We start from the raw sequence: 13,615 nt of genomic DNA, 5'->3' as shown, positions 1-13,615 counted from the left end.
CCAGCCCTTCAGGTGGTGGCCAGATCCACCTGCTGCAGGGAACCGGCCTCGCCGTTCTCGGCCAGCCAGACGCCGGTCTGGCGCACCTGGCCCTGCTGCTGGTTGTCCCCGTCCTTGAGGCTGAACTCGCTCTGCACCGAGCCCAGCCAGAGGGCGCCCACACCCGCCTCCTGCAAGGTCTGCAGGCCGGCGCTCTTGCCCTCCTGACCTGCCTTTCCGGCTGCCGCCGTGTCGGCACCGGGCTGCCACAGCCGCAGTTGGGAATAGATGGCGTCGGCTTCGTCGATCCAGTTGTTGCCGTCCGTGTCGTAGGCCTTGAGATCGGCGAAGCCGTTGCCGGAAAGGGCGCCGAACAGCTCCCGGCCGTCGTTGATGGCGCCGTCGCCGTTGCGGTCCAGGGCCAGGAAGGCGGAGCCCCGGCCGAGGCCGGCCACCGACTCCTGGTCGCCGTCCGCATCCAGGTCGAAGTCGAAGCGGGTGTCGGCCAGCTCGGCCGCCTTGCCGGGGAAGTTGAGCACCAGGGGATCTTTCAGTTCCCAGGTACCGCTTTCCTTCTTTTGGTAGTCGGCCTCGTACTGGCGTTGCATGGCCACTTCCAGGTCGAAGTCGATGCAGCGGCCGTCGGCGGTGCGCACGCTGCCGCTGGCGCAGACTGTGGTGGATTCGCTTTCCCGCACCTTGAGGTTGGTCTCCGACTCCCAGGCCACCACCCGCACCCGGGGCATACGGGGCTGGGCTTCAAAATCCCCCGCCGCCGGCGTTCTGGCTGACGCCCCTTTGCCCTGGCCCAGGTCGGGCAGGCCGGTGCTATCCTCGTCCTTATGGCAGCAGCAGTCCTTGCCTCCGGCGGTGAGCATGGCAAACAGCCGGGTAATCATCTCCTGCAGCAGCTGGTCCACCCTGCGCCGACGGCTTTCGTCGCCACTGGCGATGGCGCCGCTGCTCCAGCTTTCCAGCACCAGGGCGATGGCCGAATCCCTCGGCTCTACCTCCTGAGCGACGATCTTGCCGTCCTTGGTATAGCTTTCCAGCATGTTCTTGAACTCGTCGTCACGCTCGAACCGAAAGACATATCTGCTCTCCCGGGTTTCGCTGGCCGTGCGCTGACAGCTGATATCCATCTGGCAATCCTGGATTCTCATGATTTCTCTCCACAAAAGCCCGGCCCGGAATGGGCTCGGGCCAGAGCCTCTGCAAGAGTCTTGCCAAATGTAAAAAACCTTGTGTTTCAGCGGATTGACGCGAAATGGAGGTATTCCATCGGGCTTGCCGGCGGCAATGATGGACGGTCTTGGCGGCAGGATGTGGCTGGGTGTGGCCGGCAATGGCCGCCGCCCCGGCTTCAGAATTCCAGGGGGTCCACTTCCAGATGCCAGCGCAGGCGGGAGGGCGCCTTGATGCCTTCGAGCAGGGGCCGCCATTCGGCCAGGAAGACCTGCAGGGCGGGGCGTGAGGTGGATTCGGCGAGCAGCTGGGCCCGCTCCAGGTTGGCCCGGCGGGCCATGCGCATGGGCACCGGGTCGTACAGCAGCACCGGGCCGTTGCCGTTGAGGTCGGCCCCCAGGGCCCGGGCCTGGGCCAGGTACTCCAGGGCCGGCCCCATCTCCGGCGCCTCGGCCCGCAGCATGACCTGGTAGGAGTAGGGCGGAAAGCCGGCACTGCGCCGTTCTTCCAGCTGGCTGGCGGCAAAGGCGGCGAAGTCGTGCTGCTGCAGGGCGCCGTAGAGGGGATGTTCCGGGTGTTCGGTCTGGATCAGCACCTCGCCGGGCAGTTCGGCGCGGCCAGCACGGCCGCCCACCTGCATCAGCTGGGCGAAGAGGCGCTCCGGGGCTCGCCAGTCGGCGGCGAAGAGGGCCGCATCGGCGCCGGTGACGCCCACCAGGGTGAGGCGGGGAAAGTCGTGGCCCTTGGCCAGCATCTGGGTGCCCACCAGGATGTCGGCCTCGCCGGCGTGGATCTTTTCCGCCAGGGCTTCCCACTGCTTGCGGCTCTTCGCCGAATCCCGGTCCACCCGCAGGATGCGGGCCTCGGGAAAGCGTTCCTGCAGGGTCGTCTCCAGGCGCTGGGTGCCGCGGCCGAAGGGATGGATGTCCTGGTTGCCACAGCTGGGGCAGGCCCGGGGAATGCCGTTCTCGAAGCCGCAGTGGTGGCAGCGCAGGCGCCGGTCGGCCAGGTGCAGCACCAGGTTGGCGGCGCAGCGGCGGCAGCGGGAAATCCAGCCGCAGGAAGGGCAGGCCAGCACCGGGGCGTAACCGCGCCGGTTGAGGAACACCAGGCTCTGCTCGCCCCGTTCCAGGCGCACCTGCAGGGCCGCCAGGAGGGCCGCGGAAAGGCCGTCCTGGAGCTTCTCCCGGCGGGTGTCCAGCAGCCGCACCGGCGGCAGGGAGGCGGCGGCGTTGGCCCGGTCCGCCAGGGTCAGCAGGGTGTAGCGCCGGGGAATACCCTCACCGGTGGCGTTGGCCCAGGTTTCCAGGGACGGCGTCGCCGAGCCCAGGACGATGGGCACGCCCCGCTGCCAGGCGCGGAACACGGCCACGTCCCGGGCCGAGTAGCGCATGCCGTCCTGCTGCTTGAAGGAGGGATCATGCTCCTCGTCCACCACGATCAGGCCCAGGTCGGGCAGGGGCGTGAAAATGGAAAGGCGGGTGCCGAGGACGATGCGGGCCTCGCCTTTGAAGGCCGCCTTCCAGTGCCGGGTGCGGGCGGCCTCGGTGAGTTCGCTGTGCAGGCTGACCAGGCCGACGCCGGGGAAGCGGCACCGCACCCGCTCCTCCAGCTGGGGCGTCAGGTTGATTTCCGGCACCAGCAGCAGGGCCTGATGGCCGCCGGCCAGGGCCGCCTCCACCAGGCGCAGGTACACCTCGGTCTTGCCCGAGCCGGTGATGCCGTAGAGCAGGAAGGGGGCGAAACGGGGCGCCGTGCCCACCCCCGCCGCCAATACGGCGGCGACGGCCTCGGCCTGGCCCGGGGTCAGCTCGGGCGCCACCTGGGGCGCCTCCGCCTTGACCTTGGCCTTCACCGCCCGGGCCTTGGGCGGATCGGTACGCCGCAGGCCCACCGGCAGGGCCGCCAGCATCACCTCGCCGATGGGGGCCTGGTAATAGCTGCTGCAGAATTCGGTGAGACGGAACCAGTCCGGCGGCAGGGGCGGCACGTCATCCCGCAGGATTTCCGCCGCCTTCAGCTTGTCCAGGGGCAGGTCCCCTTCCTCGTCGGCGCCGAGCACGGCGGTGATGACGCCGATGCGCGTGCCCCGGCCGAAGGGCGCCCGCACCCGCCGGCCCACGTCGTCGGGCTGGGCGTCGGGGGCCAGGTAGTCGAACTGGCGGTGCAGGGGAACGTCGAGGGCGACGCGGATGACGGGCATGGGGATGGGCAAAGGGGCCGGCGGCATGAGACCGGCAAGGCCGGAAGCTTAAGGGATCGGGGGCCTTTGGGAAAGGCCGGCGGACCGGCGGGGATATTCCGGGCCGGGCCCCACTTCCACGGGCGGGATCTCAGTCCAATGTACAGCCCAACTCTCAGCCCAAGTTAGGGGCACAAGTTCGCCGTCTTTCTCCTGAATAGGGGCCAAGCCCTTTGCCCGAAAGGACTTTTTCACTTACTCACAATTCCTGTGGATAACTTTGTGGATTGTGCCGGAATAATTTTGCTAAGCAGGCCCCCCGCAAGGGTTTTTGTCACTTTGCTGCAAAATAAGGCACTCCTATCACCCTTATAAATCAACGACTTATAAATATGCCCAAAGTAATAGCCGGCCTTTTGTAACAAATCGTCACCGCGCCCTCTTTCTGTGCATAAGTCAAGGGGAAGGAGCGAAAAAACTCTGGGGAACGGTCCCGTCCCCGAGTTATCCCCGGAATGGGGCAGGGGAACTGGAGGATGGCGAGGGCTAGGAGGAAAGGCAGGCGGGAAGGCGCTGACGGCAGGGGCCCCGTGGGGAAGGCCGCCCCCCGCCATGCGGCGGGGAGGGGGATTGCAGACCGGCGCCCCGGGCGGAGCGCCGGGCAGGGCTGGATCAGCCCTGCTGCCGCAGCTTGCGGCTGTGGCCGTGCACCGCTTCCACCAGGGCCGTGACGTGGTCCGGCGGGGTGAACTGGGAAATGCCGTGGCCCAGGTTGAAGACGTGGCCGGTCTTGCTGCCGCCGGCGGCGTGGTAGGAATCCAGCACCTTCTTGGCTTCGGCCTGCACCACTTCGGGGGAGGCGAACAGCACGTTGGGGTCCAGGTTGCCCTGCAGCGCCACCTTGCCGTTGGTGCGGCGGCGGGCTTCACCGATGTCGATGGTCCAGTCCAGGCCCACGGCATCGCAGCCGATGGCGGCGATTTTCTCGATCCACAGGCCGCCGCCCTTGGTGAAGACGATGCAGGGAATCTTCTCCCCGTCCTTCTCCTTAGTCAGGCCGGCGACGATGCGGCGCATGTACTGCAGGGAGAATTCCTCGTAGGCCGCAGCGGACAGACCGCCGCCCCAGGAGTCGAAAATCATCACGGCCTGGGCGCCGGCTTCGATCTGGGCGTTGAGGTAGGAGGTCACGGCATCGGCGGTCACCGAGAGGATGCGGTGCATCAGGTCGGGACGGTTGTAGAGCATGGTCTTCACATGCCGGTAATCGTCGCTGGAGCCGCCTTCCACCATGTAGCAGGAGAGGGTGTATGGGCTGCCGGAGAAGCCGATGAGGGGCACGGAGTTGTCCAGGGCGCGGCGGATCTCGCTCACTGCGTCGGTGACGTAGCGCAGATGCTCGTAGGGGTCCGGCGCCTGCAGGTCGCGGATGGCCCATTCTTCGCGCAGGGGACGCTCGAACTTGGGGCCTTCGCCTTCGGCGAAGTACAGGCCCAGGCCCATGGCGTCGGGCACGGTGAGGATGTCGGAGAAGAGGATGGCCGCATCCAGGTCGTAGCGGGCCAGGGGCTGCAGGGTCACTTCGCAGGCCAGGGCCGGGTTCTTGCACAGGTCGAGGAAGCTGCCGGCGCGGGCCCGGGTCTCCCGGTATTCGGGCAGATAGCGGCCGGCCTGGCGCATCAGCCACAGGGGGGTGTAATCGGTGGGTTCCTGCAGCAGGGCGCGCAGGAAGGTGTCGTTGCGGGGTCGGGTCACAGGGGGCTCCGCCGGGTTAGCTAGAAAGACCCGGATTATCCTTCGGAACCCCCACCCCTGTCATTGGGATAGATCAAGCCGCCCCCAGATCGGCCGGCCTCACTTGCGCCAGAAGGCCGGCGTCAGCACCACCAGCAGGGTGAAGATTTCCAGGCGGCCGAGGAGCATGGCGAAGGAACAGACCCAGGTCTGGAAGTCGCTCAGCACCGAGTAATTGGCCGCCGGGCCCACCGCATCCAATCCCGGGCCCGCATTGTTGAGACAGGCCACCACAGCGGAGAAAGCGGTGACGATGGGCAGGTCGCTGGCCGAGAGCAGCAGGGTCAGGCTGACGATGGTCACCATGTAGATGAAGCTGAAGGCCAGCACCGCGTGCAACACCGGATCGGGCACGATGACGCCCTGGATACGCACCGGATGCACCGCCGTCGGATGCATGGCCCGCACCAGTTCCCGGAACACCTGCTTGTAAAGGATGACGGCCCGCATCATCTTGATGCCGCCGCCGGTGGAGCCGCCGCAGGCGACGAAGCTGCAAAGGAACAGCACCCACAACTGGGCGAACATGGGCCACATGGTGTAGTCCGTGGTGGCAAAGCCCAGGGAGGTGGCCAGGGAAATGACGTGGAAGGCGGTGTAGCGCAGGGCCGTACCGAAGCTGTCGTAGAGGCCGTAGGGCATCAGGTAGAGGGCCAGACCGACGGCGCTGACGGCCAGCACGCCGAGATAGAAGGGCAGTTCGAAATCCCGCTGGTAGGGCTTCAGGCTCCAGCCCCGCAGGGCGAGGAAGTGGGTAGCGTAGTTGATGCCGGAGAGCAGGGCAAAGCCCATGGCCACCAGTTCGATGGTCAGACTGTTGTAGTAACCCAGGCTGGCGTCCCGGGTGGAAAAACCGCCCAGGCCAAGGATGCTGAAAGCGTGCATGAGGGCGTCCCACCCTTCCATGCCGGCCCACCACAGGGCCAGGGCGCAGAGCACGGTGAACAGCAGATAGACGCCCCACAGCCCCTTGGCGGTTTCGGCGATGCGCGGCGTCAGGCTGGAATCCTTCATCGGCCCCGGCAGTTCGGCCTTGAACATGGCCCGGCCACCAATACCCAGCAGGGGCAAAATGGCCACCGCCAGCACGATCACCCCCATGCCCCCCAGCCAGTGCAGGAAGGTGCGCCAGAAGTTGATGGAAAGGGGCAGGGAGTCCAGCCCCGACATCACCGTCGCCCCGGTGGCCGAAAGGCCGGAGGCGGCCTCGAAATAGGCGTCGGTAAATGAGATGTCGGGCAGGAAAAGCAGCAGGGGCAGGCTGGCGAAGAGGGGCAGGATGGTCCAGGTCAGGGCCACCAGGAGAAAGCCGTCCCGCACCCGCAGGTCCTGGCGGTAACGGCGGGTACAAACCCACAGCAGCAGGCCCACGCCCATGGTCACCACGATGGCCTCGTCGTAGGCCGCCGTGGCGCCATCCTGGGCGTAGGCGGATACCGCCAGGGGCGCCAGCATGGTCAGGCCGAAAATGAGGACGATCAGGCCCAGGATATGGAAGACGGGATAGAAGCGGCGCATGGTGCCCCCGTCAGAGAAAGCCGAAGCCGACCTGGAACAGTTTTTCCACCTTGTGCACCAGCTTCTTATTTACGCAGAAGACGATGACGTGGTCGCCGGACTGGATCACCGTGTCGCGGTGGGCGATGACCACGTGGCCGTAGGCCTGGATGCCAACCGGGCCCTGGTAGCCGATGATTTCCGGCGTCTCCAGGTCGCGCACGATGGCGGCGATGGTGACGCCCTTGGGCAGGGGAATCTCGCCCAGGCTGCGGCCCACCACCCGGGAGGAATTGCGGTCGCCGTGGGCCACCAGTTCCAGGGCCTCGGCGGCGCCCCGGCGCAGGGAATGGACCTGGGAGACGTCGGCCCGGCGCACGTGGGCCAGCAGGGTGCCGATGGAGACCTGGGCCGGGGAAATACCGATGTCGATGGGGCCGCCCTGCACCATGTCGGCGTAGGCGCGCCGGTTGATCAGGGCCAGCACCCGCTGGCAGCCCAGGCGCTTGGCCAGGGAGGCGGCCATGATGTTGTCTTCGTCGTCGTTGGTGAGGGCGAGAAAGAGGTCCATCTCGGCGATGTTCTCCTGCTCCAGCAGGTCCTCGTCCGTGGCGTCGCCGCACAGCACCAGGGTGTCGCCCAGGCGCGGCGCGATCCATTCGGCCCGGCTGCGGTTGTGCTCCACCAGCTTCACCTCCAGGCGCTGCTGCAGGGCGGTGGCCACCCGGTAGCCGATGTTGCCGCCGCCGGCGATCATCACCCGCTTCACCGGCCGCATCATGCGCCGCAGCTCCCGCAGCACCGGGCGGATGTGCTCGCTGGCGGCGATGATGAAGACTTCGTCGCCGGCATGGATCACTGTCTCGCCTTCGGGGATGATGGGCTGGTCCTGGCGGAAGAGGGCGGCGATGCGGGCATCCACCTGGGACGGCAGGTGCTCCCGCAGCTTGCGCACCGGCTTGCCCACCAGGGCGCCGCCCTCGTAGGCCCGCACCGCCACCATGACCAGGCGGCCCTCGGCGAACTCCAGCACCTGCAGGGCCTCGGGGAAATCCACCAGACGCACGATGTAGTCGGTGATGTTCTCCTCGGGGCAGATGGCGAAATCCACGGCGAAGTTCTCGTCGGAGAGAAGCTGCTCGTCCTCGAGGAAATCGGCGGCCCGCAGGCGGGCAATGCGGGTCGGCACGTTGAAGCGGCTCTTGGCGATCTTGCAGGCCACCAGGTTGGTCTGGTCGCTCTGGGTCACGGCGATGAGCAGGTCCGCATCGTCCAGGCCGGCGTCGCCGAGGATGGACGGCAGGGCCGCATTGCCGCACACGGTGCGCAGGTCGAGCCGGTCCTGCAGGGCGGCCAGGCGCTCCCGGTCGTTGTCCACGATGGTGATGTCGTTGGCCTCGTGCACCAGGGCCTCGGCCACGCTGGCGCCGACCTGGCCGGCACCGAGAATGACGATCTTCATGCTTCCCCCAATGTCCTGGGCCGGCCATGGGGCGGCCGGCGGGAACCTGTTCTATTGCGTCGAGTGTAGCGCCGGCGGGGAAGGGCGGGGCGTGGACTGCATCACGCCCAGGCGGATCAGCCCTCGCCGCCGCGCTTGCCGGTGCTGACGCCCAGTTGCTTGAGCTTGCGGTAGAGGTGGGTGCGCTCCACCCCGGAACGTTCCGAGACCCGGGTCATGTTGCCCCCTTCCTGGCGCAGGACGTGTTCGAAATAGAGTTTCTCGAAGGCGTCCCGGGCTTCCCGCAGGGGCTGGGAGAAAAGGGGCTCCAGGGGCGTGCTGGCGGCCTCGCCGTCGGTGGTGTGGAGCAGGCCGGCCACGTCCTCGGCGCTGATTTCCTCCTCCAGGGCGGTGAGCGCCAGGTTTTTCACCGCCCCCTGCAGCTCGCCCCAGCCATCGGCGCTCCAGCGGTGCATGCGCAGGGCGTTGAGGGCGGCGCTGGAGAAATGGCGGGCCGGGGCCTCGCCCCGTTCCATCAGGTGGGAGAGCAGCAGGCCGGCGATTTCCGGCACCTCGTCGGCATGGGCGGAAAGCTGGGGCAGGGCCACCCAGACCTCGCCGAGACGGGCTACCAGAGCGGCGTCCCAGCCGGCTTCGAGCAAGGACTGGAGCGGCTTGTGGCAGGCCACCACCAGTTGCAGCTTGTACTTCTCCAGGCGCTCCAGGGCGAAGGCCAGGTTCATCTGCTGCAGCTTGCCCAGGACCGCCAGGTCCGGCACGAAGAGAATGCCGCCGGAGGCCTGTTGCAGACGTTCCTGGGTCAGGGGCCCGGATTCGGCGGCCAGGTCGAGCCAGGGCGCATGGGGCGCCTGCAGGGTGCGGGCGCAGATGTCGGCGATGGCGCCGGCGCCGCCCTTGAGCAGCAGCACTGGGGCGCTCTTGGCCGCCTGCTCCAGGCGCTTCTTCAGGTCCTTGAGCAGGGGCAGCTTGGCCAGGGCATCCAGGGTCAGGGGCGGCTTGACGGTCTGGGCGTCGTGCTTCAAAGCCTTCTTCACCGTGGCTAGGAGCTTCTGCAGGGCGATGGGCTTTTCCAGGAATTCCACGGCGCCGTGGCGGGTGGCCTCCACCGCGGTGTCGATGGTGCCGTGGCCGGACATCATCACCACCGGCATGGTCAGCAGGCCCGAGGCGCCCCATTCCTTGAGCAGGGAAATACCGTCGGTGTCGGGCATCCAGATATCCAGCAGCACCAGGTCCGGGCGCTTCTCAGCCCGCAGGCGGCGGGCGGCCGTGGCGTTTTCCGCCAGCCAGATGTGATGTCCCTCGTCCTCCAGGATTTCCGACAGCAGTTCCCGGATGCCGATTTCGTCGTCCACAACCAGTATTTGAGCCATGTTGCTTGAGATCCTCGGTTTTCTTATGGGTTGGCCAGGGGCAGGCGGATGCTGATCTGGGCGCCGCCTCCGGTGCCGTTTTCATGCTTGTTGGTGATGTCGATGCGGCCGCCGTGCTCGTCCACGATCTTGCGCACGATGGCCAGGCCCAGGCCGGTGCCCTTGGGCTTGGTGGTGACGTAGGGTTCGAAGGCCCGGGCCAGGATTTCCGCCGGGAAGCCGGGGCCGTTGTCCTCCACCACCAGGCGGGCAAAGCGCCCGGCCGGCTCGGTGGCGAGGCGGATGGCCGGCGCCGGCTGCTCCGCCAGGGCGTCCTCGGCGTTGCGCAGCAGGTTGTGGATGATCTGCCGCAGCTGGGTGGCGTCCCCCAGCACCGGCGGCAGGTCGCCGGCCAGATGCACGTCGATGCTGGCGTGGGAGGTCTCGTAGAGCCCCAGCACCTCGCCCACCAGGGCGTTGAGGTCGAGCACCGCCAGCACCGGCGAGGGCATGCGGGCGTAGTCGCGGAAGTCGTCCACCATGCGCTTCATGGCCTGGACCTGGTTGATGATGGTCTGGGTGCCCTTGTTCAGGGTCTCGGCCGCGGCCGCATCCAGCTTGTCCTCCAGCTTCATCTGCAGGCGCTCGGCGGAAAGCTGGATGGGGGTGAGGGGATTCTTGATCTCGTGGGCCAGGCGTCGGGCCACTTCGCCCCAGGCGGCGCTGCGCTGGGCGGCGATGAGCTGGGTCACCTCGTCGAACACCACCACGTAGCCGCCGCCGCTGCCGGCCGGCAGCTTGGAGCCCCGCAACAGCAGGACCTGGGGCGCCAGGCCGGGGCGGTCCAGCTCGACCTGGGTCTGCCAATCCTCTTCCGCATGGGCGGCAAAGCCGTCGCGGATGGCCCGGCCCAGCAGGTTCTGCCGGGGCCAGGCTTCCACCGGCTCGCCGGAAAGGCCGACGAAGTCGTCGCCGAGGATGGTGCAGGCCCCCGCATTGATGGCCCGCAGGACGAAGCGGGCGTCGAAGGCGAGAACGCCGGCAGAGAGGTTGGCGAGAATTTCCTCCAGATAGGCCCGGGCCGATTCCAGTTCGCTGCGGTGGCGCTCCGTCTCCTTGCGGGCATCGTCCAGCTGACGGGTCATCTGGTTGAAGGACTGGGTCAGCACCCCCAGTTCGTCCCGGCTGTAGATGGCCTGGCGCGGCGTGAAGTCGCCGGCGGCCACGGCCTGGGTACCCTCGGCCAGGATGGAGAGGGGCGCCGAAAGGCGCCGGGCCAGCACATAGGCCACGGCGATGGCGGTAAACAGGGACAGCAGCAGGGCCAGGGTCAGGGTCAGGGCGTAGATGTGGGTGAGGCCGCTGCGGGCCAGGGACAGCTCCTGGTAGTCCCGGTACACGTCCTGCACCGCATCGGCATTCTCGGCGATGGCCGGCGGCACCCCCTGGGTCAGCTGCAGGATGCGCGGCTCCTCGGTCAGGCCGTAGCCGGGAATGCCCACCAGCACCCTGAGGGTCATGTCCTTGCCCTCACCCTCGATGGAACCGATACCCCGGGAAAGACGGGCCTGCTTCAGCTGGGCGGAGGAGGGCAGGGAGGGCAGCAGGGAAGAATAGTCGCCATTGGCGCTGGCGATGACCTGGCCGTTGGCGGCGAAGAGGGCCGCGCTTTCCACCCCGGCCTGGTCGCGCAGGCGGTTGAGCAGCAGGCGGCGAGTGCCGTCGGGCCGGTCGGCCAGTTCCTGGGCCATCTGCCGGCCCTTCTCGGTGAGGTCGGAAAGCATGGCGTCAAGGGCACTGCGGCCCAGGTTGAGGCCCGACTCCAGAGCGGTTTCCACCCGCACGTCGAACCAGCTCTCGATGCTCTTGGTGACGAACTGCACCGACACGGCATAGATGGTGACACCGGGCACCACCCCCATGAGGGCGAAGAAGACCAGCAGGCGCAGCTTCAGGCGGGAGCCGAAGACCTTGGCCCGGTGCTCCTTCCACAGGGCCCGCAGCTGCCAGGCCACCAGGCCGGCCAGGGCCAGGGCCACCAGACCGTTGAGGGCCAGCAGCCAGGGATAGTTGCGGGCGAAAAGGGCCGTATTGGCCGAGGCCGAGGCCAGCAGGAAGAGCAGGATGCCGCCCAGGGCGGCGACGATGACCAGGAGGACTCTCACTTGGCGCCCTCCCGCGGCGGCTCTTCCCGGGGCACGGAGAAGGGCCAGTTGAGCCAGTCGGAAGCCAGGTTCCATTCCCGGTTGGCCAGGGCCGTCAGCTGGAAGGGCTTGGGCAGCTGGGAGGGATCGAGGCGCAGGCGCAGGGAAGCCTGGTAGGTTTCCCCGGGGCGGAGGGCCACGGACTTGTCCAGCACCGTCCAGTGGCGCAGGCGGGAGAGGATGCGCAGGGCCTCCTCCAGGGAGGAGAAGTTCTGGTGCAGAGCGCCGGAGGAAAGGCGGTACTGGCGGGTGAGGGCGTTGTAGGAGAGACGCAGGGTCTGGCTGCGGCTGGCCACCTTGTCGTCCAGCCAGTACCAGCGGACGCGGGTCAGCTCGAATTCCACCAGGAAGTTGAGCACCACCCCCCGGGTCACCGCTTCTTCCAGGCGGGAATTGAACTCGAAGGCGAAGTCGGCGGAGAGGGTGTAGCCGTCGTCCCCCGGAGTGAGCTGGGGATTGCGTACCTCCACCTCGCTCGCCGCCCCCAGGGCAGCCCAGAGACAGAGCCAGCAGATGGCGAGGAGCTTAAGCGGTCTTTTCCAGCAGCGCATAGTAGAAGCCGTCATGTTCACTTCCTGGCAACAACTGCAACTCGTCGGCACCGTCGATGCCGATGCGGCGGGCATCCCCGTGGCGCGCCAGGAAGGCGCTCACCTGCTGGCTGTTCTCCTCGGGGAAAACGGAGCAGGTGGCATAGAGCAGGCGCCCACCCACCGCCAGAGTCGGCCACAGCACCTCCAGGATCTGCCGCTGCACCCGGGCGAACTGGGCGATGTCGGTCTCCCGCCGCAGCCATTTGCTGTCCGGATGGCGGCGCACCACGCCGCTGGCGGAACAAGGCACATCGGCCAGAATGCGGTCGAAGGGGCGGCCGTCCCACCAGTCGTCGGGGCAGCGGGCATCGGCAGCACGCACGGCGGCCCGAAGGCCCAGGCGGCTCAGGTTTTCCTCCACCCGGCGGCAGCGCAGCCCGTCCACGTCCAGGGCCAGCAGGTCCACCCCGGCCCGTTCAAGAATATGGGCCGTCTTGCCGCCGGGGGCGGCGCAGGCATCCAGCACCCGCTGGCCGGCCCGGGCGTCCAGCAGCTCGGCGGCGCGCTGGGCGCCCCAGTCCTGAACCGAGACAAAACCGTCGAAAAAGCCGGGCAGGGCATCCACCGGCACCGGATTCTGCAGCAGCAGGGCGGCGCTGCCCAGGGGTGCAGCGGCAATCCCGGCGGCGTCCAGGCGAGCCTGGTATTCCTCCCGGGAGCCCCGGGCCAGATTGACCCGCAGGGTCATGGGCGGCTGGCCGTTGCCGGCCGTGGCAATGGCTTCCCAATCCCGGGGATAGGCCCGGCGCAGGCGGAACAGCCACCAGTCGGGATGCCACCAGGCCCCCGACGGCTTGCCGGTGGCCCGGGCCAGCAGCTCGGGCCGCTGCCGCAGATAACTGCGCAGCACGCCGTTGATCACCCCCCGGAAATTGCCCTTGGCCAGGGTGGCGGCAGCGGCCACGGCCTGGTCCACCACCGTGTGGCTCTGCTCCGGCCGGCTCTCCAAGCGGTACAGGGCGCACAGCAGCAGGCTCTGCAGCTGGGGTTCGGGCAGGGGCTTCTGCAGCAGGGCCGCCAACACCGCCTCGCCCCAGCCATAACGGCGCAGGGCGCCGTAGGCCAGATCCTGTGCCTGGGCCCGGGTCGGCCCCAGTTCGCCCTTGGCCTGCTGCGCCAGCACTTCGGTCAGGCTGCGTCCGGCCTGGACGGCAGCAACGGCTGCACTGGCCAGCAGCAGGGCGCGGGCCAGGGAATCGGGTGCCGGCTCCGGAGCGGAGTGGACAGGAGAAGGGCGGCGGGAGGCGGGCGGGGAGTTGCGGGAAGACAAGGATTGCGGGCTCAAAAAAATCGGTAAAAAAGGCTGCCGGAAGTACATCGGCGTAGTCGAAGCAGTTTAGCATGGCCTTTCTGTCGCTCCGGCAGCA

The 13,615-nt window shown here is 67.9% G+C and carries 9 protein-coding genes; all 9 read right to left on the bottom strand.

All coding sequences use genetic code 11. The annotated features are described in order from the left end of the window. Positions 1–8: 8 nt before the first annotated feature. The 9 genes from ACLSSQ_RS00155 to rsmB all read right to left on the bottom strand — a co-directional run bounded on the left by ACLSSQ_RS00155 (position 9) and on the right by rsmB (position 13,518). Positions 9–1,121, bottom strand: coding sequence for a hypothetical protein (locus tag ACLSSQ_RS00155; protein WP_416243427.1), 1,113 nt, complete (start codon positions 1,119–1,121; stop codon positions 9–11). 221 nt (positions 1,122–1,342) lie between these two features. Continuing rightward, positions 1,343–3,367 (bottom strand): primosomal protein N', encoded by a 2,025-nt coding sequence (locus ACLSSQ_RS00150; RefSeq protein WP_416243426.1) that lies wholly within the window; start codon positions 3,365–3,367, stop codon positions 1,343–1,345. A 651-nt stretch (positions 3,368–4,018) separates the two neighbouring features. After that, complete coding sequence (gene hemE, locus ACLSSQ_RS00145; protein ID WP_014235914.1) at positions 4,019–5,101, bottom strand: uroporphyrinogen decarboxylase; 1,083 nt, start codon at positions 5,099–5,101, stop codon at positions 4,019–4,021. 99 nt (positions 5,102–5,200) lie between these two features. Beyond that, the gene (locus ACLSSQ_RS00140; protein WP_152090164.1) at positions 5,201–6,658 is read right to left on the bottom strand and encodes a TrkH family potassium uptake protein; all 1,458 of its coding nucleotides are present in this window, start codon (positions 6,656–6,658) and stop codon (positions 5,201–5,203) included. Positions 6,659–6,668: 10 nt separating this feature from the next. Next, a complete protein-coding gene (gene trkA / locus ACLSSQ_RS00135; protein ID WP_014235916.1) occupies positions 6,669–8,099 on the bottom strand; it encodes a Trk system potassium transporter TrkA in 1,431 nt (476 codons plus the stop codon). A gap of 116 nt (positions 8,100–8,215) precedes the next feature. Beyond that, positions 8,216–9,472: a sigma-54-dependent transcriptional regulator gene (locus tag ACLSSQ_RS00130; RefSeq protein WP_130459642.1), complete on the bottom strand. Its 1,257-nt coding sequence runs from the start codon at positions 9,470–9,472 to the stop codon at positions 8,216–8,218. 23 nt (positions 9,473–9,495) lie between these two features. Then, positions 9,496–11,616: a sensor histidine kinase gene (locus ACLSSQ_RS00125; protein WP_130459641.1), complete on the bottom strand. Its 2,121-nt coding sequence runs from the start codon at positions 11,614–11,616 to the stop codon at positions 9,496–9,498. Beyond that, positions 11,613–12,221, bottom strand: a complete 609-nt coding sequence (locus tag ACLSSQ_RS00120; RefSeq protein WP_152090167.1) for a DUF4390 domain-containing protein — start codon at positions 12,219–12,221, stop codon at positions 11,613–11,615. Before ACLSSQ_RS00120 ends, ACLSSQ_RS00125 begins: the two co-directional genes overlap by 4 nt. Continuing rightward, positions 12,181–13,518: a 16S rRNA (cytosine(967)-C(5))-methyltransferase RsmB gene (gene rsmB, locus ACLSSQ_RS00115; protein ID WP_416243425.1), complete on the bottom strand. Its 1,338-nt coding sequence runs from the start codon at positions 13,516–13,518 to the stop codon at positions 12,181–12,183. Before rsmB ends, ACLSSQ_RS00120 begins: the two co-directional genes overlap by 41 nt. Between the last annotated feature and the right edge of the window lie 97 nt (positions 13,519–13,615).

Source organism: Azospira sp. APE16 (genome assembly GCF_047901315.1).
In the GTDB taxonomy this organism is placed as follows: domain Bacteria; phylum Pseudomonadota; class Gammaproteobacteria; order Burkholderiales; family Rhodocyclaceae; genus Azospira; species Azospira oryzae.
This window is presented reverse-complemented; position numbering and strand designations above follow the sequence as displayed.